Below are 20,984 nucleotides of genomic sequence, written 5' to 3'. Positions count from 1 at the left end.
ACTATGGCCCGCAAGACCCCCATCGAGCGCTACCGCAATATCGGTATCTCCGCTCACATCGATGCAGGTAAGACCACCACCACCGAGCGCGTCCTGTTCTACACGGGCGTGAACCACAAGATCGGTGAAGTCCACGATGGCGCCGCCACCATGGACTGGATGGAGCAGGAACAAGAGCGCGGCATCACGATTACGTCGGCCGCGACGACCTGTTTCTGGAAAGGGATGGCTAACAATTTCCCTGAGCACCACATCAACATCATCGACACCCCGGGCCACGTCGACTTCACCATCGAAGTGGAACGCTCGATGCGCGTGCTCGACGGCGCCTGCATGGTTTACTGCGCGGTCGGCGGCGTGCAGCCACAGTCGGAAACCGTGTGGCGCCAGGCTAACAAGTACAAGGTGCCGCGTCTGGCCTTCGTCAACAAGATGGACCGTACCGGCGCCAACTTCTTCAAGGTCTACGAGCAGATGCGCGCTCGCCTGAAGGCGAACCCGGTCCTGATCCAGATCCCGATCGGCGCCGAAGAAAACTTCAAGGGCGTGATCGACCTGGTCAAGATGAAAGCCATCCTGTGGGACGAAGCGTCGCAGGGCATGAAGTTCGACTACGTCGACATTCCAGCCGAGCTGGCAGCGTCGGCCGCCGAGTGGCGCGAGAAGATGGTGGAAGTCGCCGCCGAAGCGACCGAAGAACTGATGAACAAGTACCTGGAAGAGGGCGACCTGTCCGAAGCCGAGATCAAGAAAGCGCTGCGCGATCGCACCATCGCTTCGGAAATCGTGCCGATGATGTGCGGTACCGCTTTCAAGAACAAGGGCGTTCAGGCCATGTTGGACGCGGTCATCGAATACCTGCCGTCGCCACTGGACATCGAAGACGTCGGCGGTACCGACGAGGACGACCAGCCGACCACCCGTAAAGCATCGGACGACGAGAAATTCTCGGCGCTGGCCTTCAAGATCATGACCGACCCGTTCGTCGGCCAGCTGGCCTTCTTCCGCGTGTACTCGGGCGCCGTCAATTCGGGCGACACCGTGTACAACTCGGTCAAGGGTCGTAAAGAGCGTCTGGGCCGTATTCTGCAGATGCACGCGAACCAGCGCGAAGAGATCAAGGAAGTGCGCGCCGGCGACATCGCCGCCGCCGTTGGCCTGAAAGACGTGACCACGGGCGAAACCCTGTGCGATCCGACCGCCATCATCACGCTGGAAAAAATGGTCTTCCCCGAGCCGGTGATCCAACAGGCCGTGGAACCAAAAACCAAGGCCGACCAGGAAAAAATGGGTCTGGCACTGAACCGCCTGGCACAGGAAGATCCGTCGTTCCGCGTCAAGACCGACGAAGAATCGGGCCAGACCATCATCGGTGGTATGGGCGAGCTGCACCTGGAAATTATCGTCGACCGCATGAAGCGCGAATTCGGCGTGGAAGCGACCGTCGGCAAGCCACAGGTTGCCTACCGCGAAACGATCCGCAAGACCTGCGAAGAATCCGAAGGCAAGTTCGTCAAGCAGTCGGGTGGTCGTGGTCAATACGGTCACGTGGTGCTGAAGATCGAGCCGCAAGAGCCGGGCAAGGGCTTCGAATTCGTTGACGCCATCAAAGGCGGCACGGTTCCACGCGAATACATCCCTGCGGTTGAAAAGGGTGTGCGCGGCACCTTGAACACCGGTGTTCTGGCCGGCTACCCAGTGGTCGACGTCAAGGTCACGTTGTTCTTCGGTTCGTACCACGATGTGGACTCGAACGAAAACGCGTTCCAGATGGCCGCTTCGATGGCGTTCAAGGAAGGCTGCCGCAAAGCGTCGCCAGTCATTCTGGAGCCGATGATGGCTGTGGAAGTGGAAACGCCGGAAGACTACGCCGGTACCGTGATGGGCGACCTGTCGTCCCGCCGCGGCATGGTGCAGGGCATGGACGAGATCCCAGGCGGCGGTGGCAAGATCATCAAAGCCGAAGTGCCGCTGTCCGAAATGTTCGGTTACTCGACCACGCTGCGTTCCGCAACGCAAGGTCGTGCAACGTACACGATGGAATTCAAGCACTACTCGGAAGCGCCTAAGCACGTTATCGACGCGATCGTTACCGCTAAAGCTAAGTAATTGTGTATTTGCGGCCCGGGAGATCCCCGGCCGCATATTTAAAACATTGTTCTAAGGAAGAATAAAATGGCAAAAGAGAAATTCGAACGGACCAAGCCGCACGTCAACGTCGGCACCATCGGCCACGTCGACCACGGCAAGACCACCCTGACCGCTGCGATCGCTACCGTTCTGTCGAAGAAATTCGGCGGCGAAGCTAAAGCCTACGACCAGATCGACGCGGCACCGGAAGAAAAAGCGCGCGGCATCACCATCAACACCGCCCACGTCGAGTACGAAACCGCCGGCCGTCACTACGCCCACGTTGACTGCCCAGGCCACGCCGACTACATCAAAAACATGATCACCGGCGCGGCCCAGATGGACGGCGCGATCCTGGTGTGCTCGGCCGCCGACGGCCCAATGCCACAGACCCGCGAGCACATCCTGCTGGCCCGTCAAGTTGGCGTTCCATACATCATCGTGTTCCTGAACAAGTGCGACCTGGTCGACGACGCGGAACTGCTGGAACTGGTCGAAATGGAAGTTCGTGAATTGTTGTCGAAATACGAATTCCCAGGCGACGACGTGCCGATCATCAAAGGTTCGGCCCGTATGGCGCTGGACGGCAAAGAAGGCGAAATGGGCGTTGACTCGATCATGCGCCTGGCCGACGCACTGGACAGCTACATCCCTACGCCAGAGCGCGCAGTGGACGGCGCCTTCCTGATGCCAGTCGAAGACGTGTTCTCGATCTCGGGTCGCGGCACCGTGGTGACCGGTCGTATCGAGCGCGGCATCATCAAGGTCGGCGAAGAGATCGAAATCGTCGGCATCAAAGACACCGTCAAGACCACCTGCACCGGCGTGGAAATGTTCCGCAAGCTGCTGGACCAGGGTCAAGCCGGCGACAACGTCGGTCTGCTGCTGCGCGGCACCAAGCGTGAAGACGTCGAGCGTGGCCAGGTGCTGGCCAAGCCGGGTTCGATCAAGCCGCACAACCACTTCACCGGCGAGATCTATGTCCTGTCGAAAGACGAAGGCGGCCGTCACACCCCGTTCTTCAACAACTATCGTCCACAGTTCTACTTCCGTACGACTGACGTGACCGGTTCGATCGAACTGCCAGCGGACAAAGAAATGGTTATGCCAGGCGACAACGTGTCGATCACCGTCAAGCTGATCAACCCGATCGCGATGGAAGAAGGTCTGCGCTTCGCAATCCGCGAAGGTGGCCGTACCGTCGGCGCGGGTGTTGTTGCCAAGATCATCGCCTAATTAATTTTGCGTGATTGAAACAGGGCCGGCATGGTGTGCTACCATGTCGGCCCTGTTGTACCAAATCCGTTCTTTTTAAATTGCTGGCGCTACATAGTTGCCAGTTCGCTCTTTTCAAGGAAAAATCATGTCCGCACCAAACCAGAAAATCCGTATCCGCCTGAAGGCTTTCGACTACAAGCTGATCGACCAGTCCGCACTGGAAATCGTTGACACCGCGAAGCGCACCGGCGCCGTGGTCAAGGGTCCAGTCCCGCTGCCAACCCGCATCCAGCGTTTCGACGTCCTGCGTTCGCCGCACGTCAACAAGACCTCGCGCGACCAGTTCGAGATCCGCACCCACCAGCGCCTGATGGACATCGTCGACCCAACCGACAAGACCGTTGACGCGCTGATGAAGCTGGACCTGCCAGCTGGCGTCGATGTCGAAATCAAACTGCAGTAATCGTTTATAAACCGGCGCGGGGTTGTCCCCGCGCCGGTTCGGAAAGGCCGGGCCGGTTCGCCAACGCGAGCACGCCCGGCCTTTTTGTTGCTTGGGTTCCGGAACGCCGGCAAACCCGCACGGCCATGCGGGGTCGTATCCCCGGGGGTACGACCCCCGAGCGGCGCGGCGGGCGTACCGCTAAAAGCGGGCGGGTTTTGGCGGCGCCACGTCGGCGCCCTGGCCGCCGAACGGGCGCATCAGGTGGTGGCGCGCCATCGCCGCGCCGCCGATGGCGGTGCCGTTGTCGCCGAAGCCGGGCGTGCGGATGACCGGCGCCGGCAGCCGGGTGGCGGCGGCGCAGTCGCGCAGCACCGCGCGCCCCGGTCCCAGCAGGCGCTCGCCCAGGCGCAGCGCGGCGCCGCCGACGACGATGCACATCGGGTCGAACGCCACCCACAGATTGTTCAACAGCACGCCGAGGTGGCGGCCGGCGTCCGCCACCGCCCGGCAGGCGGCGGCGTCGCCGTCGGCGGTGCGCGCGAACAGGCGCTCGAGCCGCTCGGGCCCGGCGCCGGACCCGCCGTCGACTTGGTCCATCAGCGCGCGCAGGCCGATCAGCGCGTCGGCGCAGCCGCGCCGGCCGCAGGTGCAGCGCGGCCCGCCCTGTTGCAGGATGGTGTGGCCGACCTCGCCCGCGAAGCCGGACAGGCCGGTCAGCAGGCGGCCGTTGACGACGATGCCGGCGCCGACGCCGTAGCCGATGCTCAGGTAGATCAGCGGATCGACGCCGGCCTGGCCGGAGAACTCCAGCTCGGCCAGCGCGGCGACGTTGGCCTCGTTCTGGATGAATAGCGGCAGCCCGGCCAGCGCGCCGGCGGCGAAGCGGGCGCGCAGTCCGGCGGCGACGTCGACGTCGCGCCAGCCCAGGTGCGGCGCGTAGCGCAATACGCCGCTGGCGTCGTCGACCACGCCGGGCACGCCGATGCCCAGGCCCAGCATGGCGCGCCCGTCGAGCGCGCCGCCGGCGGCCGTCATGGCCAGCAGTTCGTCGGCGATCAGCCCGACGCAGGCGGCCGGGTCGGCGATGTCGGCGTAGGGCAGGGCGCGCTCGGCCAGCACGTTGCCCAGCAAATCGGTGGCCACCAGGCGCGCCGCGCCCACGCCCAGGTCGGCCCCCAGCAGCGCCAGGCGGGCGGTGTCGAGGTGCAGCGGCGTGGCGCGCCGGCCCAGCGCGCCCGTGGCCACCAGTTCGCTCTCGGCCAGCCAGCCCTCGTCCATCAGCTCGCGCACCAGCAGGCTGACGGTGGACTTGGTCAGGCCGACCGCCTCGGCCAGCGCCGCGCGCGACAGGCCGGGCGCGCCGCACAGCTGGCGCACCAGGGCCATGCGGTTGATTTGCTTGAGTAACTGCTGGTCGCCGGCGACGATCATGGGGGATCCTGGGAGTGGGGCTGCGGGCGATCATACGCCGGCCGGCGCCGGCGCGCGCGGCTTTCGCCCCGTTTTGGCGCACCCGTTTGGTGCTTCTTTACAACAACGCCCGGATTTGGCGCGGTAATTCGTTCGATCAATTGACTAATGGTTTTTTTACTCTTATTCTGGCTGAGGCCTTATTCATTTGCTATTCGATTGAACGAAGTCGACAGTTGTTGCGGTTGTTTGTGGTGTCATCACTTCCGACGTTGCCTTGACCCTGCTCGATCAGTGTCGGAGAAAAATATAAATAAGGAGATGTAAGTGCACAAAAATTTGAAAACGTTTTCACAGTCGCCGAGCAAGCGCCGGTTGATCAGCCTGGCCGTGGCGGGCGTTTGCGCCGGCTTCGCGCCGGCCTACGCCCAGACCGCCGGGGTGCCGGGCGACGGCGCCGACGGCCCGAAAGTGGTCGTGACCGGCATCCGCGCCAGCATGCAGTCGACCATGAACATGAAGCGCAACGCCGACGGCATCGTCGACGGCATCGTCGCCGACGACATCGGCAAATTCCCCGACACCAACCTGGCCGAATCGCTGCAGCGCATCTCCGGCGTGTCGATCGACCGCAGCAACGGCGAGGGCCAGAAGGTCACCGTGCGCGGCCTCGGCCCCGACTTCAACCTGGTGCTGCTGAACGGCCGCCAGATGCCGACCACCGACCTGAGCGACCTGTCGGGCCGCTCGTTCGACTTCTCCAACCTGGCCTCGGAAGCGATCTCGCAGCTGCAGGTCTACAAGACCGGCCGTGCCGACAGCCCCACCGGCGGCATCGGCGCCACCATCAACGTCATGACCGCGCGCCCGCTCGACAATCCGGGCATGCGCGCGAGCATCGGCGCCAAGGCCGTCAAGGACGACTCCAACAACGAACTGCCCGGCTCGATCAAGGGCAGCAGCGTCACGCCGGAGTTCTCCGGCATCTACAGCAACACCAGTGAGGACGGCCGCTTCGGCATCGCCGTCAGCGCCAGCCACCAGCGCCGCGACTCCGGCTTCAACCGCGCCGGCCTGGCCAACGGCTACCAGGGCCCGTACCTGGGGTCGGCGACCCTGCCCGAGGGCTCGACGCTGCCGCAGCCGGGCCAGCCGGGCTCGGAGAAGATCACCAACCGTCCCGGTCCGACCGATCTGTACTTGATCCCGCAGAACTTCGGCTACGGCGTCAACGCCATCTCGCGCCAGCGTACCAACGGCCAGCTGGTGCTGCAATTCCGTCCGGTCAAGGAACTGACGACGACCTTGGACCTGACGTATTCGGAGCAGAAGATCCAGACCAAGCGCAACGAGCTGAGCGTGTGGTTCGGCCAGACCCCGACGTCGACCAGCAGCTGGCCGGGCGGCAAGGTGCAGACGCCGCTGACCTACATGGAGACGTACAACACGCCGCAGGACATCTCGGTGGTCGGCGGCGACTACGCGACCAAGACCAAGAACAAGTCGATCGGCTTCAACACCGTGTGGAAGGCCAGCAACGACCTGCGCCTGGAGCTCGACCTGCACCATTCGAACGCCGAATCCGGCGCCGACAGCCCATGGGGCACCGAGAACAACCTGTCGAACGCCAGCTACAGCCGCGGCAACACGATGGTCGACTTCACCAAGGAGTTGCCGGTGGTGAGCATGCCGGCGGCCAACCTGGCCGCCGCGCCGATCCAGGCCACCGGTTCGTGGTTCCACAACAGCTGGCAGAAGGCCACCATCAACCAGGCCCAGACCAAGGGCAGCCTGAAGCTGTTCGAGGCGTCCGAGCTGAACTTCGGCGTCGGCTACACCGACTCGACCAACCGCTCGACCTATTCGAACGTGCAGAACAACAGCTGGGGCGGCGCCTCCAAGGCGTCCGACTATCCGGGCAGCCTGTTCCAGGCCAATCCGCTCGGCTCGTTCTTCAAGGAGTTCGGCGGCCACAACGCGCCGGAGCTGTTCGGTTCGCTCTACACCTTCGACTTCGGCAAGGTGCGCGCCGCCACGGCCCAGGCCACCGGGCTGTCGACCTACCTGCCGAATTTCGCCGGCGCCGACACCGACCGCGAGCTGAAGGAAAAAACCACCTCCGGCTACGTGTCGTTCGGCACCGACTGGGATACCGCCATCCCGTTCCACTCGTCGGTCGGCCTGCGCATGGAGCGCACCAAGGTCACCTCGGTGGCGCAAGTGCTGGTGGGCACCGACGTGGTGTGGGAATCGCAGAATGAATTGCCGCTCAAATTCGCCGACAAGTCGTACAGCACCCAGGACGCCAGCTACAACAACGTGCTGCCGAGCCTGAACTTCGACTTCGACCTGCGGTCGGACATGAAGCTGCGCGCCAGCGCCGGCAGCACCATCGGCCGGCCGCGCTACGACCAGATGCAGGGCGGCCTGACCCTGGGCACCATTGGCAACGTGTTCACCGGCGGCACCGCCTCGGTCGGCAACCCGGCGCTGAAACCGGTCAAGTCGAAGAACCTGGACTTGTCGTGGGAATGGTATTACGACCAGCAAAGCGTGCTGTCGATCGCCGGCTTCCACAAGAAGATGGACAACTACGCCGGCCAGACGGCGACGTCGACGTCGCTCTACAACCTGCACACGCCGGTCGGCGGGGCGTATTACACCGCCGCGCGCAACGCCGGCTGCTCGGCGGCCGACACCAACTGCCTGCGCAACTACATCCTGACCAACTTCCGCGGCCAGCCGGGCGTGCAATACATCGGCGTCAAGTCGGACGGCAACCTCGACGGCAAGATCACCGGCCTGGCGACCGATCCGCTGATGCCTTTCCTGCTGACCTCGTATGCCAACCAGAAGTCGGCCACGGTCAAGGGCGCCGAGATCAACGTGCAGCACATGTTCGGCCGCAGCGGTTTCGGCGTGCAGGCCAACTACACGTACGTGACCTCGCCGACCAAGTACGACGACGCCAACACGCAGGATCAGTTCGCGATCCTGGGGCTGAGCAATTCGGCCAACCTGGTGGGCATCTACGAGGACCAGAAATGGTCGGTGCGGGTGGCCTACAACTGGCGCGACAGCTTCCTGGCCTCGACCATCGACGCCGGCGGCGGCCGCCCGGCGCCGGTGTATACCGACAAGTACGGCCAGACCGACGTCAGCATTGGGTACAATGTCACCGAGAAGCTCAGCCTGCAGGCCGAGGTCATCAACCTGACCAACGCCACGCAGCGCCAGTTCGGCCGCACCGAGCGCTCGACGTTGAACGTGACGCAGGCCGGTCCGCGTTACATGCTGGGCGCGCGCTACAAGTTCTGATGGCTGAACGGTAGCGAATAGCCACGGGCCGTCGCGATGCGACGGCCTTTTTCATTGGGGAAGTCCATGCAAGCGATAGTGGAAGTGGACGGCGGCGCGTCGCTGTCCGACGCGGTCCTGGCCTCGCCGGTGCCGCTGGTGCTGCGCGGCCTGGTGGCCGATTGGCCGCTGGTGCGCGCCGCGCGCGCCTCGGCGGCGCAGGCCGACGCCTACCTGCGCCGCTTTTACCGCGACGCCACCGTGCTGGCGAGCCACAGCCCGCCGGGCACGGGCGGGCGCATCTTCTACAACGACGATCTGAGCGGCTTCAATTTCAGTTCGCAGATGGTGCGCTTCGACCAGGTGCTCGACGCGCTGGCCGCGCACCTGGACGCGGCCGATCCGCCCACCCTGTACGTCGGCTCGACCACGGTCGACACCTGCCTGCCGGGCCTGCGCGCCGACAACGATGTCGACCTCGGCGCGCGCGACGCGCTGGCCAGCATCTGGATCGGCAACCGCACGCGCATCCCGGCCCACTACGACGTGCCGGACAACCTGGCCTGCGTGGCGGCCGGGCGCCGGCGCTTCACCTTGTTCCCGCCGGAGCAGTTGAAGAACCTGTATGTCGGTCCGCTCGACTTCACGCCGGCCGGGCAATCGGTCAGCCTGGTCGACTTCGCGCGGCCGGACTTCGACCGCTTTCCGCGGTTCGCCGAGGCGCTGCGGCACGCGCAAACGGCCGAGTTGGGGCCGGGCGACGCGCTGTTCATCCCCAGCATGTGGTGGCACCACGTCGAGGGGCTCGAGCCTTTCAACATCCTGATCAACTACTGGTGGCGGCAGTCGCCGGACTGGATGGACACGCCGGCCAGCACCTTGTCGCTGGCGCTGATGACCTTGCGCGACCTGCCGCCGGCCCAGCGCGCCGCGTGGAAGGAGATCTTCCGCCATTATGTGTTCGACAGCGACGGCGGCGAGGCGGCGCACATCCCGCCGGCCGCGCGCCACGCGCTGGCGCCGCTCGACGACAACGGCGCGCGCATGCTGCGGGCGCAGATTCTCAGGCGGTTGAACCGCTGAGGGTGCCGCGAGCGCCCCTCCCCAACCTTTGATGACAGTCAAACGGGGCCGCCCGATTCGCCATAAGCTTGACGACGAAGGTGCGGCGCAATGCCGCAAATCGGTTTGCATGGGGCCGATATCGTCGTTAGCTGACCATCGTGGGAAATCGCCAAATGAGCAAACCAACGTCGAGTATCGCCTCCGAAGCTAGCGTCGGGGTATTGTTGGCGAAACTCGGTGAACTGATACGCCAGGGACGCGGGCGCGCGCTACATGCCGTCGATACCATCCAAGTGAGAACCTGTTGGGAGCTGGGCCGGCATATCATTGAATTCGAGCAGGGCGGAGCCGTGCGCGCCGCCTATGGAAAGCGACTCTTGGCCGAACTGGCCAAGGCGCTGAGCGCCGAGTTCGGCAAGGGCTTCGACGCTTCAAATCTGCGCTACATGCGCCTGTTTTATCAAGCGTTTCCAAAGTGTGACGCACTGCGTCACGAATTGAGCTGGACCCACTATCGTACTTTGTTGCGGGTGGACAGTTGCGCCGCACGACAGTGGTACATGGACGAAGCGGTCGCGCAGAACTGGAGTTCCCGCGCCCTGGAGCGTCAGATAGGTACGCTTTACTACGAACGATTGCTTGCCAGTCAAGATCGTGCTGCGCTTGAGCGGGAGGCGGGCACCGAGTTGTTGGCCTTGGGAGCCAATCCCCGAGAATTCGTGCGCGACCCCGTGGTGCTCGAATTTCTTGGCCTGCCCAATGCAGGGACCGTGTTGGAGAGCGAACTCGAACAGGCCCTAATGACCCAGCTACAAGCGTTTCTGCTCGAATTGGGCAAGGGATTCGCATTTGTCTCCAGGCAGCAGCGTATCAGCACGGATAGCAAGGACTTCTACATCGACCTGGTGTTCTACAATTTCCTGCTGAAGTGCTTCGTCATCTTCGATTTGAAACGCGGCGAGCTAACCCATCAGGACATCGGTCAGATGGACATGTATGTCCGTATGTACGACGAGTTCAAGCGCGAACCCGACGACAACCCTACCGTGGGTATTATTTTATGCACACAAAAAGATGCTTCTGTTGTGCGCTATTCCGTTTTACACGGTAATGAACACCTGTTTGCCACTAAATACAAACTGTTCCTGCCAAGCGAAGAGGAACTGCGGGCGGAGCTGGACCGTGAGCGGAGTCTTTTACATTCGAAAAAATGAAGGCCGTGAAAACCCAGCTTCACGAAGAAGGTACCTCTTCCTAACAAATAGGAAAGGTTAGTAACCGCTCACTGTTGTAAAAAGTTCGATTTGTAAAATTTGATACAAATCGGCGCCGCCCCACGCTTCACTCATGAAACGCACCCATGCGAGACTGGCTCATCGGCCTGCGACAGGCAGGCCGGTGACCTTCATGCAGTCGAACCACGACTGTCGCTTAGCAAATTGGGAGCAACTGAATGAGCTTAAAAGAAAAGCAGGGAGTATTGTCTGTTCGTCTGGCACTGGGCGCGTTGGCCGGCGCCACGGTGCTGTTGTCGACCGCCCAGGCGCAAACCGCCGTGCAGGGCGCCGCCGCCGAGCCGCCCAAGGTCATCATCACCGGGTCCAACATCGCCCGCATCGCCGGCGAGGGCGCGACCCCGGTGGAGATCATCACCCGCGCCGACATCGAGAAAAGCGGCGCCGCCACGGTGGTGGAAATGCTGGGCAAGCTGCCGTCGGTCGGCGTCGCGCTCGACGGCAATAGCTATAACACGTTCGCCGGCGGCGCCAGCTCGGTGGCCCTGCGCGGACTGGACGCCAAATATACGCTGATCCTGCTCAACGGACGCCGCCTGGCCAATTACGGCTTTGCCAACGGCGCCGAGAACAGTTTCGTCGACCTCAACAATATTCCGCTGGCGGCGCTGGAGAGCGTCGAGATCCTGCGCGACGGCGCCTCGGCCATCTATGGTTCCGACGCCGTGGCCGGCGTGATCAACTTCAAGACCCGCGCCAATTACCAGGGCATGGAGGTGAGCGGCAACCTCGGCGCCAACGTCAAGGGCGACGGCTCGACCTTCAACGCCAGCCTGACCAAGGGTTGGGGCGACCTCGACAACGACGGCTACAACGTCCTGATGACGCTTGACGCGCTCAAGCGCAACTCGCTGCGCAGTAGCGAACACGCGGCGCTGGCCGATCCGGACTACCGGCGCTTCGGCGGCACCGACCAGCGCACGCAAAACCAGTTCCAGGGTTATGTGCGCGACTACGACAACGGCGAGCCGGGCTACGCCATCCCCGGTTGCAAGGGCACGGTCGGCATCGCCACCGGCACGCTCGACCAGGTGTGCTTCACCAACCCCGACCGCCAGCTGACGCCGCGCGTCGAACGCGTGGGCGTCTCGACCATCGTCACCAAGCGTCTGGGCGGCGGCGACGAATTGTTCGCCGAGCTGGGCCTGAACCACAACAAGACGACCTACCAGCAGCGATATCCGATCTTCAGCAGCGCGCAGCTGGTGCCGACGGACGGCACCACCAATCCGGGCGTGCTGGGCCTGCCCGGCCCGACCGACACCACCTACGGCTTCACGCCGGGCGACCGGCTGCAGGTGTTCCACGCGATCACCGAGGCCGGCCGTCAGATGGAAACCGTCAAAAACGACACGGCACGGGTGGTGGCCGGCTGGCGCGGCAGCGTCCGGGGCTGGGACAGCGAATTCGCCGTCAATCTGAACCGCAGCAAGCTCAACGACGACACCAGCAACACCGTGCTGCTCGACGCCTCGACCAAGTTGCTCAACGACGGCGTCATGGGTGTCGGCGGCTATGATCCGTTCAATCCGGCCAATCCGATGAGCGTGGTCTCGCCGATGCTGTATGGCATGCACCACACCGCGACCTCCAAGCTGGAGACGGCCGAATGGAAGATGAGCAAGTCGGAATTGTTCGCGCTGCAGGGCCGCCCGGTCGGTTTCGCCTGGGGCGCGCAGGCCAGCCACGAGTCGATCGACGACGTCGCCGACCCGCAGACCGTGCTGGGCAACGTGGTCGACTACGGCGCCACCAGCAGCAAGGCCTCGCGCAGCCTGTATTCCGTGTACGGCGAACTGGCGGTGCCGGTGCTGCCGACGCTCGACGCCCAGCTGGCGTTGCGCGGCGACCATTACAGCGACTTCGGCAACAGCTGGAATCCGAAACTGGCGCTGGCCTGGCGTCCGGTCGACGCGGTGCTGCTGCGCGGCTCGGCCACCACCTCGTTCAAGGCGCCGACGCTGCCGGAGATTGGCTCCGTCACCACCGCCTACACCACGGTGGCCGATTACGCCCGCTGCGGCCCGCTCGGCTATGTCGGCGCGACCTGTTCTTACAGCCCGAAAGTCTACCTGCAGGGCAACCCGGACCTGAAGGCGGAGAAGGCCAAGAATTACTCGCTTGGCATCGTGCTGCAGCCGCTGAAGAACTTGTCGATGTCGCTCGACTGGTACGGCATCGACCAGCGCGACACCATCCAGCCGCTCGACGCGCAGTACATCCTGGACCACGAGGACACCATCCCGGGCTACGCCGCGCTGATTGGCCGCGACCCGCGCAACCCCGCGCTGGAGGCCACCCATCCAGGCCTCAACAAGGGCCGCATCAAGAGCATCACGACGCCATTCAGCAATCTTGGCAAGACCAAGATCTCCGGCGCCGACCTTGATCTGAAGTACGACGTGTCGCTGGGCGGCTACGGCAAGCTGCACTTCCACGAAGTCAACAACCACACGTTCAAGTACGACCAGAGCATCGCGCCGGGCGAGGAACCGAAAAGCCGGCTGGGCGGCACCTATCATCCGCGCTGGAACAACTCGTTGCTGACCGCGTATGAGTTTGGCGCTCACGAGATCGGCCTGACGGCGCGCACCGCCGCCGGCACGCTCAACATCACCGATCCGACCTACACGCAGGACGCGGCGGTCACCAACGCGCGCATTCCGTCGTACACCGTGTGGGACCTGAACTATTCGCTCAAGGCCAGCAAGCAGTTGAGCGTGAATGTCGGTGTCAACAACGTGTTCGATAAGGCGATGGTGTATTCCAACAGTGTCTACAACGACACCTATGTGCAGGGCTTGAACGACGTCGTCGGCCGCTACGCCTACGTCAACGCGCGTTACGCGTTCTGACCGGCGCCACAGTGACGACCTCCGCCGCGGGCGTTCGCGGCGGAGGTTTTTTAATGTGCGGCGCGACGACCGCGCGATGAAAACCTTCGGCGGCTATTTAGGGTATACAGGGGCAGTGGGAGCGGGCGAGGACTATAATTGGTCTCTTTAGAAGGAGGCGACATGAAATACCGCGTTGCGCTTCATAAATCGGACGAGGGCTACAGCGTCTCCGTTCCAGGGCTGCCGGGCTGCTGTTCGCAGGGGGCGAGCGAGGAAGAGGCGATTGAAAATATCAAGATCGCCATGCCGAATATCTTTCAGTCGTGGAAGAGAATCTTCACGGCGCCATCATGCGCGAAGTGGATGTGGCGATCTAGCCATGGTGCGTATTCCGGGCGTCAATCACCTGGATGTGGTCAAGGCGCTCCAGAAGGCCGGCTTTCACGTCGCGCGGCAGGGCAAACATATCGTCATGACGGATGGCCATCGCGTCGTCACCATCCCTCGCCACAACCCAGTGAACGCGTTTGCGCTCGGCACGATTGTGCGCGGCGCCGGGTTGAGTGTGGAGCGGTTCCGTAACTTGCTGTGAGCCCAGGCATCAGTTCTGGACACAACCCGCCGGCGCCGGTAGGCTGTTGCCAATTGCCCAACCGGAACCGCCATGCTCGCCACGCTAGACCAGCATCTGCTCGACAATTCCGTTCGCGGTGGCCTGCGCGGCGGCACCCGCCTGCTGGTCGAGTTCCTGTATTTCGGCGTCAAGGAGGCGAGGGCGTGCCTGTTCGTGGCGTTGTTCTTCGCCGCGGTGTTCCTGGTGCCGCGCGCCGGCATCCTCGGTCTGCCGCGCTATGACGTGTTGCTGGTCGCCGCGCTGGCGATCCAGGTGTGGATGGCCTGGGCCGGGCTGGAGACGTGGGACGAGCTCAAGGCGGTCTGCCTGTTCCATGCGGTCGGTTTCGCGCTGGAGGTGTTCAAGGTGTCCGGAGCGATCCAGTCGTGGAGCTATCCCGACTTCGCTTACACCAAGGTGTTGGGCGTGCCGCTGTTCTCCGGCTTCATGTACGCCGCCGTCGGCAGCTACATCATCCAGGCGTGGCGGCTGCTGGACTTGCGGATTCGTCATCATCCGCCGTACTGGATGGCGGTGCTGGTCGCGCTGCTTATCTATGTCAACTTCTTCACCCACCACTACATCGGCGACTACCGCTGGTATCTGGCCGCCTGCGCGCTGGGCCTGTACGCCCGCACCACGGTGGTGTTCCGGCCGCTCGACCGCGAGCGCCGCATGCCGCTGCTGCTGGGGTTCGTGCTGGTCGGGTTCTTCATCTGGCTGGCTGAAAACATCAGTACTTTCCGGGGCGTCTGGCGCTATCCCAATCAGTTGGGCGCTTGGTCGGCGGTTCACGTCAGCAAATGGAGCTCGTGGTCGCTGCTGGTGGTGATGACCTTCACCATCGTCGCTCATTTGAAGCATATCAAGGCCCGAATCCACATCCCTGAAGGTTGATCGCGCGTGCGGGGCGCGGGCCTATAATGGTTTTTTTTGATGTCACATGTGTGGCGGCTCAAAAAACCCTGGGGGAATCGTCATGAATGCGGGTACTTTTGATTACGTCGACGTGCGCGCGTTGGTGAACTCGGAGGAAGAGTACGACGTATCGGTAGTCGGCACCAACGGGGAATGGCGTGTGTTCATTCACGCGCGCTCTGATGTGCGCGCGCTGAGCGACGTATCCGGAGGCTTGCCCGTGGTGTTAGCCACGCTATCGGACGTCGAACTGGAATTACGAGAACTAGGCGTGTTGCATTTTGAAGTGGCGGCCAGCCGTGCCGATAGCTGCGCGGACGCGCCGGTAACGGAGACCGACCCGGAATATGACGCTTGGTTCCGAGCCCAGGTGCAAGAGGCATTGAATGACCCTAGCCCGCCTATTCCGCACGAGGAGGCAATGCGTCAAATCCGCGCCGCATTGAAATTAAGCTGAGGTCGCGGTGCCCGCCGTCGTGTGGAGGGCCAGGGCACTCGGCGACGCGCAGACGATCGTCGGTAAAATTTCCGCAGGAAGCCGTCGTGGCGCTGAAAAACTGCTGCGCACCATTGCCGCGCAGGCGGCTCTCCTTGCCATCCATCCGCATATCGGCAGGGTGGGGCGGGACGCGCGAACTTGTCGTCCATCGCCATTACGCGCTGATATATAAGGTCGTCGGCGACCAGGTGTATATCTTGCGAATTTTGCATACCGCCAGGCAGTGGCCGAAGCCTCGCCCTCGCCGCTAGCCCGCCGCCGCAACCCGCATGCCGCCTCGCTTTGGCCCGCCCGGCCACGGCCGCGAAATAAATCCCCGTAAACCCGACATACCTCGTACTAAGTTGTTGCGTCAACCCCTTTTTCACGTTACACTAGCCGGCTTCGGTATGGATTCGACCTTTTATTGGTCCGTACTAATTTTGTAGTTCAACATATCCCCGCCCAATCGTAGGTGGGAATTGGAGAAAAAATGAGCCTTGGCCTCCTCGGTCGCAAGGTTGGTATGATGCGCATCTTCACGGATGATGGGGACTCGATCCCAGTCACCGTGTTGGACGTATCGAACAACCGTGTTGCGCAAATCAAAACTCCTGAAACTGATGGTTATTCCGCAGTTCAGGTCGCATTCGGTCAACGTCGCGCTTCCCGCGTAACGAAGGCTGTTGCTGGTCACCACGCTAAAGCTGGTGTTGAAGCCGGTACTCTGTTGAAAGAGTTCCGCGTCGACGCCACCAAGGCAGCAGAACTGAAAGCCGGCGATGTCGTTGCCGCTTCGCTGTTCGAAGTCGGTCAAAAGATCGACGTTCAAGGTGTCACGATCGGTAAAGGCTACGCCGGTACCATCAAGCGTCACCACTTTGCTTCGGGCCGTGCCACCCACGGTAACTCGCGTTCGCACAACGTTCCAGGCTCCATCGGTATGGCGCAGGATCCAGGCCGCGTGTTCCCAGGTAAGCGCATGACCGGTCACCTCGGTGACGTCACCCGCACCGTGCAGAACCTCGAAATCGCCCGTATCGACGCCGACCGTCAGCTGCTGCTGGTCAAGGGCGCGATCCCAGGTGCGAAAAATGGCCAGGTCGTCGTTTCGCCTGCTGTCAAAGTTAAAGCAAAGAAGGGAGCTTAAACGATGGAACTCAAGCTCTTGAACGCTCAAGGTCAAGCCGCCTCTAACGTAGCTGCCGCCGACGCCATCTTCGGCCGCGACTACAACGAAGCCCTGATCCACCAGATCGTCGTTGCTTACCAAGCCAATGCACGCAGCGGCAACCGTAAACAAAAAGACCGTGAAGAAGTCCACCACACGACCAAGAAGCCATGGCGCCAAAAAGGCACCGGCCGCGCACGTGCTGGTATGTCGTCGTCGCCACTGTGGCGCGGCGGTGGTCGCATCTTCCCGAACTCGCCCGACGAGAACTTCACCCACAAAGTGAACAAGAAGATGTACCGCGCAGGTATCTGCTCGATTCTGTCGCAACTGGCCCGCGAAGAGCGCCTGGTTGTGGTCGAAGACTTCGCGATCGAAGCGCCAAAGACCAAGCTGCTGTCGCAAAAGCTGACCGGCATGGGCTTTGACTCGGTTCTGATCATCACCGACGTCGCCAACGAAAACCTGGAACTGGCTTCGCGCAATCTGCCGAACGTCCTGGTCGTTGAACCACGTCACGCAGATCCAATGTCGCTGGTGTTCTACAAGAAGATTGTAGTGACCAAGGCCGCATTGGCCAAGATTGAGGAGATGCTGGCATGAGCGCATTGAAATTTAGCGAAGAGCGCCTGATGAAGGTGCTGGTTGCTCCAGTCATTTCCGAGAAGGCCACCATGGTCGCGGAAAAGAACGAGCAGATCGTTTTCCGTGTCACCACGGACGCGACCAAGCCAGAAATCAAAGCCGCTGTTGAACTGCTGTTCAAAGTGGAAGTGGAATCGGTGCAGACCGTCAACCGCGAAGGTAAGCAGAAGCGTTCCGGTGCCCACACCGGCCGCCGTAACCATACCAAGCGTGCTTTCGTGTGCCTGAAGCCTGGCCAGGAAATCAATTTCTCCGAGGAGGCTAAATAATGGCACTCGTTAAGATGAAGCCAACCTCGCCAGGCCGTCGCGGCATGGTGAAGGTGGTGAACCCGGACCTGTACAAAGGTCGTCCGTTCGCCGCCCTGGTTGAGAAAAAATCGAAGACCGCCGGCCGTAACAACAACGGCCACATCACCACCCGTCACATCGGTGGTGGTCACAAGCAACACTATCGCCTGATCGACTTCAAGCGTCAGAAGGATGGCATTCCAGCGAAAGTGGAACGTATCGAATACGATCCGAACCGCACCGCGAATATCGCCCTGCTGTGCTACGCCGACGGCGAGCGTCACTACATCATCGCCACCAAGGGCATGAGCGTGGGCGACACCGTCATGAACGGCTCGGAAGCGCCGATCAAGTCGGGTAACTGCCTGCCGATCCGCAACATCCCGGTCGGTACCGTCATGCACTGCGTCGAAATGCTGCCAGGTAAGGGTGCCCAGATGGCCCGTTCCGCCGGCGCCGGCGTCGTCCTGATGGCCCGCGACGGCACCTACGCCCAGGTTCGCCTGCGCTCGGGTGAAGTGCGTCGCGTGCACATCGAGTGCCGTGCCACCGTGGGTGAAGTCGGCAACGCCGAACACAGCCTGCGCAAGATCGGTAAGGCTGGCGCGATGCGCTGGCGCGGTGTTCGTCCTACCGTTCGCGGTGTGGTCATGAACCCGGTCGATCACCCGCACGGTGGTGGTGAAGGTAAAACCGCAGCTGGTCGTCATCCAGTGTCGCCTTGGGGCCAACAGACGAAGGGTAAGAAGACCCGCAGCAACAAGCGCACTTCTTCCATGATCGTCTCGCGCCGCGGCAAGAAATAAGGGGTAGCACATGACTCGTTCATTGAAAAAAGGGCCGTTCTGTGACGCCCACCTGGTGAAAAAAGTCGAAGCCGCGCAAGCCGCCAAAGACAAAAAGCCAATCAAAACCTGGTCCCGTCGTTCGACCATCATGCCTGACTTCATCGGCCTGACGATCGCCGTCCACAATGGCAAGCTGCACGTGCCGGTGTACGTCTCCGAGAACATGGTCGGTCACAAGCTCGGTGAATTCGCGCTGACCCGCACGTTCAAGGGCCATGCCGCTGACAAGAAGGCGAAGAAATAATGGAAACCAAAGCAATCCTCAAGGGTGTGCGCTTGTCGGATCAGAAAGGTCGCCTCGTGGCCGACCAGATCCGCGGCAAGAAAGTTGACGCTGCACTCAACATTCTGCAATTCAGCCCGAAAAAGGGCGCGACCATCATCAAGAAAGTGCTGGAGTCGGCCATCGCCAACGCCGAGCACAACGATGGCGCCGACATCGACGAATTGTTCGTGAAAACGATCTACGTCGAAAAGGGTCCGATCCTCAAGCGCTTCACCGCACGCGCTAAGGGCCGGGGTGATCGCATTTCGAAACAATCGTGTCACATTTACGTGACCGTCGGCAACTAAGGAGCTATAGCATGGGTCAAAAAATCCACCCAACCGGCTTCCGCCTGTCGGTTACCCGTAACTGGGCATCGCGTTGGTACGCTGGCAACAGCAACTTCGCCTCGATGCTGAACGAAGACTTGAAGGCGCGCGCCTACCTGAAGACCAAGCTGAAGAACGCTTCGGTCGGCCGCATCGTCATCGAGCGTCCAGCCAAGAACGCGCGTTTCACGATCTACAGCTCGCGTCCGGGCGTGGTCATCGGTAAAAAAGGCGAAGACATCGAAGTGCTGAAGTCGGCGCTGACCAAGATCATGGGCGTACCTGTCCACGTGAACATCGAAGAAATCCGCAAGCCGGAAATCGACTCGCAGCTGATCGCCGATTCGATCGCCCAGCAGCTGGAAAAGCGCATCATGTTCCGCCGCGCGATGAAGCGCGCCATGCAAAACGCCATGCGTCTGGGTGCCCTGGGCATCAAGATCATGTCGTCGGGCCGCTTGAACGGTATCGAAATCGCTCGTAAAGAGTGGTATCGCGAAGGCCGTGTGCCACTGCACACGCTGCGCGCCGATATCGACTACGGCACCAGCGAAGCTTCGACCACCTACGGCATCATCGGTGTCAAGGTCTGGGTCTACAAGGGTGACCGCGCGCCGAACGGCGACGCACCAGTCATCGATACCCCGCCGGACGAGAAGAAGCCACGTGGCCCACGTCGTGACGACGGCAAACCAGCTGGCCGTCCGCGTCCAGCCGGCGCCGGCGCCGGTGCTAAACCAGCCGCTCCAGGCGCCCGCGTGCGTAGCGCTGCCGCCAAGCCGGCCGAGAAAGCAGGAGAATAATCATGCTGCAACCAGCACGCAGGAAGTATCGTAAAGAGCAGAAAGGCCGTAACACCGGCATTTCGCATGGCACCGGCACTTCGGTGTCGTTCGGCGAGTTCGGTCTGAAAGCGGTCGCCCGTGGTCGTATCACGGCACGCCAGATCGAAGCCGCCCGTCGCGCCATGACCCGTCACATCAAACGGGGTGGCCGTATCTGGATCCGCATCTTCCCGGACAAGCCGATTTCGAACAAGCCAGCCGAAGTTCGTATGGGTAACGGTAAGGGTAATCCGGAGTACTACGTCGCTGAAATCCGTCCGGGCAAAGTCCTGTACGAAATGGACGGCGTCGACGAAACCTTGGCGCGCGAAGCATTCCGCCTGGCCGCTGCCAAACTGCCACTGGCGACGACCTTCGTGGTCCGCCAAGTCGGCCAATAACAGGAGTGAAATATGAAAGCATCTGAACTCCGCGGCAAAGACCAGGTAGCTCTGCAAAAAGAGCTGAATGACCTGTTGAAGGCACAGTTCGGCCTGCGCATGCAAATCGCCACGCAGCAGCTGAGCAACACTTCGCAGCTCAAGAAGGTACGTCGCGATATCGCACGTGTAAAAACGGTAATGAACACGAAGGAAGCCAAATGACCGAACCAGTAAAGTCGCTCAAGCGCACCCTGATCGGTAAAGTGGTGTCCGACAAGATGGACAAGACCGTTACCGTTCTGATCGAACGTCACGTCAAGCATCCTTTGTACGGCAAGATCATCGTGCGCTCGAACAAGTATCACGCGCACGACGAGACCAACCAGGTGAAAGCCGGTGACACGGTGGAAATCGTGGAAGGTCGTCCGATCTCCAAAACGAAGGCATGGACCGTGACGCGCGTGGTGCAAGCCGCGCAAATCGTTTAATTGAAGCCGTCGCCTCCGGTCCACACGGGCCGGGG

21 protein-coding genes and 2 pseudogenes are annotated in these 20,984 nt (G+C 62.0%); 22 read left to right on the top strand and 1 reads right to left on the bottom strand.

Features of this window, described 5'->3' with window-relative positions:
* Window positions 1–3: 3 nt before the first annotated feature.
* The 3 genes from fusA to rpsJ all read left to right on the top strand — a co-directional run bounded on the left by fusA (window position 4) and on the right by rpsJ (window position 3,811).
* On the top strand, window positions 4–2,109 hold the full coding sequence (gene fusA, locus JOD97_RS22840; RefSeq protein WP_209723736.1) for an elongation factor G: 2,106 nt from the start codon (window positions 4–6) through the stop codon (window positions 2,107–2,109).
* Window positions 2,110–2,175: 66 nt separating this feature from the next.
* Window positions 2,176–3,366: an elongation factor Tu gene (gene tuf, locus JOD97_RS22835; RefSeq protein WP_209720678.1), complete on the top strand. Its 1,191-nt coding sequence runs from the start codon at window positions 2,176–2,178 to the stop codon at window positions 3,364–3,366.
* 127 nt (window positions 3,367–3,493) lie between these two features.
* Window positions 3,494–3,811 carry a 30S ribosomal protein S10 gene (rpsJ, locus tag JOD97_RS22830; protein ID WP_005663509.1) on the top strand — a complete coding sequence of 106 codons (318 nt, stop codon included), beginning with the start codon at window positions 3,494–3,496 and terminating at the stop codon, window positions 3,809–3,811.
* Window positions 3,812–3,991: 180 nt separating this feature from the next.
* Here rpsJ and JOD97_RS22825 read toward each other — a convergent pair whose 3' ends face one another.
* Window positions 3,992–5,224 carry an ROK family transcriptional regulator gene (locus JOD97_RS22825; RefSeq protein ID WP_209723734.1) on the bottom strand — a complete coding sequence of 411 codons (1,233 nt, stop codon included), beginning with the start codon at window positions 5,222–5,224 and terminating at the stop codon, window positions 3,992–3,994.
* 306 nt (window positions 5,225–5,530) lie between these two features.
* Between JOD97_RS22825 and JOD97_RS22820 the strand changes: the two genes are divergently transcribed.
* The 19 genes and pseudogenes from JOD97_RS22820 to rpsQ all read left to right on the top strand — a co-directional run bounded on the left by JOD97_RS22820 (window position 5,531) and on the right by rpsQ (window position 20,949).
* On the top strand, window positions 5,531–8,521 hold the full coding sequence (locus tag JOD97_RS22820; RefSeq protein WP_209723732.1) for a TonB-dependent receptor: 2,991 nt from the start codon (window positions 5,531–5,533) through the stop codon (window positions 8,519–8,521).
* A gap of 66 nt (window positions 8,522–8,587) precedes the next feature.
* Complete coding sequence (locus JOD97_RS22815; protein WP_209723721.1) at window positions 8,588–9,583, top strand: cupin-like domain-containing protein; 996 nt, start codon at window positions 8,588–8,590, stop codon at window positions 9,581–9,583.
* A gap of 155 nt (window positions 9,584–9,738) precedes the next feature.
* Entirely contained in the window at window positions 9,739–10,779 is a 1,041-nt protein-coding gene (locus JOD97_RS22810) for a YhcG family protein (RefSeq protein WP_209723718.1), read from the top strand.
* 239 nt (window positions 10,780–11,018) lie between these two features.
* A complete protein-coding gene (locus JOD97_RS22805) occupies window positions 11,019–13,715 on the top strand; it encodes a TonB-dependent receptor (protein ID WP_209723715.1) in 2,697 nt (898 codons plus the stop codon).
* Window positions 13,716–13,877: 162 nt separating this feature from the next.
* Window positions 13,878–13,991, top strand: a pseudogene (locus tag JOD97_RS33315) (type II toxin-antitoxin system HicB family antitoxin); the annotation flags it as partial.
* Between the two features lie 85 nt (window positions 13,992–14,076).
* Window positions 14,077–14,289 (top strand): type II toxin-antitoxin system HicA family toxin, encoded by a 213-nt coding sequence (locus JOD97_RS22795; RefSeq protein ID WP_209723712.1) that lies wholly within the window; start codon window positions 14,077–14,079, stop codon window positions 14,287–14,289.
* Window positions 14,290–14,361: 72 nt separating this feature from the next.
* Entirely contained in the window at window positions 14,362–15,207 is an 846-nt protein-coding gene (locus JOD97_RS22790; protein WP_209723709.1) for a DUF817 domain-containing protein, read from the top strand.
* Between the two features lie 82 nt (window positions 15,208–15,289).
* The gene (locus tag JOD97_RS22785; protein WP_209723706.1) at window positions 15,290–15,685 is read left to right on the top strand and encodes a hypothetical protein; all 396 of its coding nucleotides are present in this window, start codon (window positions 15,290–15,292) and stop codon (window positions 15,683–15,685) included.
* A gap of 7 nt (window positions 15,686–15,692) precedes the next feature.
* Window positions 15,693–15,978, top strand: a pseudogene (locus JOD97_RS33310) (type II toxin-antitoxin system RelE/ParE family toxin).
* 221 nt (window positions 15,979–16,199) lie between these two features.
* Complete coding sequence (gene rplC / locus JOD97_RS22775; RefSeq protein ID WP_008444287.1) at window positions 16,200–16,856, top strand: 50S ribosomal protein L3; 657 nt, start codon at window positions 16,200–16,202, stop codon at window positions 16,854–16,856.
* Window positions 16,857–16,859: 3 nt separating this feature from the next.
* Window positions 16,860–17,480 carry a 50S ribosomal protein L4 gene (gene rplD / locus JOD97_RS22770; RefSeq protein WP_209723700.1) on the top strand — a complete coding sequence of 207 codons (621 nt, stop codon included), beginning with the start codon at window positions 16,860–16,862 and terminating at the stop codon, window positions 17,478–17,480.
* Window positions 17,477–17,791 (top strand): 50S ribosomal protein L23, encoded by a 315-nt coding sequence (rplW, locus tag JOD97_RS22765; protein WP_090325850.1) that lies wholly within the window; start codon window positions 17,477–17,479, stop codon window positions 17,789–17,791. The genes rplD and rplW overlap by 4 nt, the downstream gene beginning before the upstream one ends.
* Window positions 17,791–18,618 (top strand): 50S ribosomal protein L2, encoded by an 828-nt coding sequence (gene rplB, locus JOD97_RS22760; protein ID WP_209723696.1) that lies wholly within the window; start codon window positions 17,791–17,793, stop codon window positions 18,616–18,618. Before rplW ends, rplB begins: the two co-directional genes overlap by 1 nt.
* A 10-nt stretch (window positions 18,619–18,628) precedes the next feature.
* Window positions 18,629–18,904, top strand: coding sequence for a 30S ribosomal protein S19 (rpsS, locus tag JOD97_RS22755; protein WP_008444295.1), 276 nt, complete (start codon window positions 18,629–18,631; stop codon window positions 18,902–18,904).
* The gene (rplV, locus tag JOD97_RS22750) at window positions 18,901–19,233 is read left to right on the top strand and encodes a 50S ribosomal protein L22 (protein ID WP_176362469.1); all 333 of its coding nucleotides are present in this window, start codon (window positions 18,901–18,903) and stop codon (window positions 19,231–19,233) included. The genes rpsS and rplV overlap by 4 nt, the downstream gene beginning before the upstream one ends.
* 11 nt (window positions 19,234–19,244) lie before the next feature.
* A complete protein-coding gene (rpsC, locus tag JOD97_RS22745) occupies window positions 19,245–20,057 on the top strand; it encodes a 30S ribosomal protein S3 (protein ID WP_209723693.1) in 813 nt (270 codons plus the stop codon).
* 2 nt (window positions 20,058–20,059) lie between these two features.
* Window positions 20,060–20,479: a 50S ribosomal protein L16 gene (rplP, locus tag JOD97_RS22740; protein ID WP_090325864.1), complete on the top strand. Its 420-nt coding sequence runs from the start codon at window positions 20,060–20,062 to the stop codon at window positions 20,477–20,479.
* 12 nt (window positions 20,480–20,491) lie between these two features.
* A complete protein-coding gene (rpmC, locus tag JOD97_RS22735) occupies window positions 20,492–20,683 on the top strand; it encodes a 50S ribosomal protein L29 (protein ID WP_019923486.1) in 192 nt (63 codons plus the stop codon).
* Window positions 20,680–20,949, top strand: a complete 270-nt coding sequence (gene rpsQ, locus JOD97_RS22730; protein WP_008444314.1) for a 30S ribosomal protein S17 — start codon at window positions 20,680–20,682, stop codon at window positions 20,947–20,949. Before rpmC ends, rpsQ begins: the two co-directional genes overlap by 4 nt.
* The last annotated feature ends 35 nt before the right edge of the window (window positions 20,950–20,984 follow it).

Source organism: Duganella sp. 1411 (assembly GCF_017833525.1).
Lineage (GTDB): Bacteria > Pseudomonadota > Gammaproteobacteria > Burkholderiales > Burkholderiaceae_D > Rugamonas.
The sequence above is the reverse complement of the archived record's forward strand: the minus strand, read 5'-3'. Positions and strand labels throughout refer to the sequence as shown.

What these genes read in the sequence shown, in the direction of transcription:
- JOD97_RS22810 (WP_209723718.1), top strand. Translation starts at nt 9,739, where the DNA reads ATGAGCAAACCAACGTCGAGTATCGCCTCCGAAGCTAGCGTCGGGGTA.
- JOD97_RS22815 (WP_209723721.1), top strand. Translation starts at nt 8,588, where the DNA reads ATGCAAGCGATAGTGGAAGTGGACGGCGGCGCGTCGCTGTCCGACGCG.
- rpsJ (WP_005663509.1), top strand. Translation starts at nt 3,494, where the DNA reads ATGTCCGCACCAAACCAGAAAATCCGTATCCGCCTGAAGGCTTTCGAC.
- rplW (WP_090325850.1), top strand. Translation starts at nt 17,477, where the DNA reads ATGAGCGCATTGAAATTTAGCGAAGAGCGCCTGATGAAGGTGCTGGTT.
- JOD97_RS22805 (WP_209723715.1), top strand. Translation starts at nt 11,019, where the DNA reads ATGAGCTTAAAAGAAAAGCAGGGAGTATTGTCTGTTCGTCTGGCACTG.
- JOD97_RS22790 (WP_209723709.1), top strand. Translation starts at nt 14,362, where the DNA reads ATGCTCGCCACGCTAGACCAGCATCTGCTCGACAATTCCGTTCGCGGT.
- rpsQ (WP_008444314.1), top strand. Translation starts at nt 20,680, where the DNA reads ATGACCGAACCAGTAAAGTCGCTCAAGCGCACCCTGATCGGTAAAGTG.
- rpsC (WP_209723693.1), top strand. Translation starts at nt 19,245, where the DNA reads ATGGGTCAAAAAATCCACCCAACCGGCTTCCGCCTGTCGGTTACCCGT.
- tuf (WP_209720678.1), top strand. Translation starts at nt 2,176, where the DNA reads ATGGCAAAAGAGAAATTCGAACGGACCAAGCCGCACGTCAACGTCGGC.
- rplP (WP_090325864.1), top strand. Translation starts at nt 20,060, where the DNA reads ATGCTGCAACCAGCACGCAGGAAGTATCGTAAAGAGCAGAAAGGCCGT.
- rplB (WP_209723696.1), top strand. Translation starts at nt 17,791, where the DNA reads ATGGCACTCGTTAAGATGAAGCCAACCTCGCCAGGCCGTCGCGGCATG.
- rplD (WP_209723700.1), top strand. Translation starts at nt 16,860, where the DNA reads ATGGAACTCAAGCTCTTGAACGCTCAAGGTCAAGCCGCCTCTAACGTA.
- JOD97_RS22785 (WP_209723706.1), top strand. Translation starts at nt 15,290, where the DNA reads ATGAATGCGGGTACTTTTGATTACGTCGACGTGCGCGCGTTGGTGAAC.
- rplC (WP_008444287.1), top strand. Translation starts at nt 16,200, where the DNA reads ATGAGCCTTGGCCTCCTCGGTCGCAAGGTTGGTATGATGCGCATCTTC.
- JOD97_RS22795 (WP_209723712.1), top strand. Translation starts at nt 14,077, where the DNA reads ATGGTGCGTATTCCGGGCGTCAATCACCTGGATGTGGTCAAGGCGCTC.
- rpmC (WP_019923486.1), top strand. Translation starts at nt 20,492, where the DNA reads ATGAAAGCATCTGAACTCCGCGGCAAAGACCAGGTAGCTCTGCAAAAA.
- fusA (WP_209723736.1), top strand. Translation starts at nt 4, where the DNA reads ATGGCCCGCAAGACCCCCATCGAGCGCTACCGCAATATCGGTATCTCC.
- rpsS (WP_008444295.1), top strand. Translation starts at nt 18,629, where the DNA reads ATGACTCGTTCATTGAAAAAAGGGCCGTTCTGTGACGCCCACCTGGTG.
- JOD97_RS22825 (WP_209723734.1), bottom strand. Translation starts at nt 5,224, where the DNA reads ATGATCGTCGCCGGCGACCAGCAGTTACTCAAGCAAATCAACCGCATG.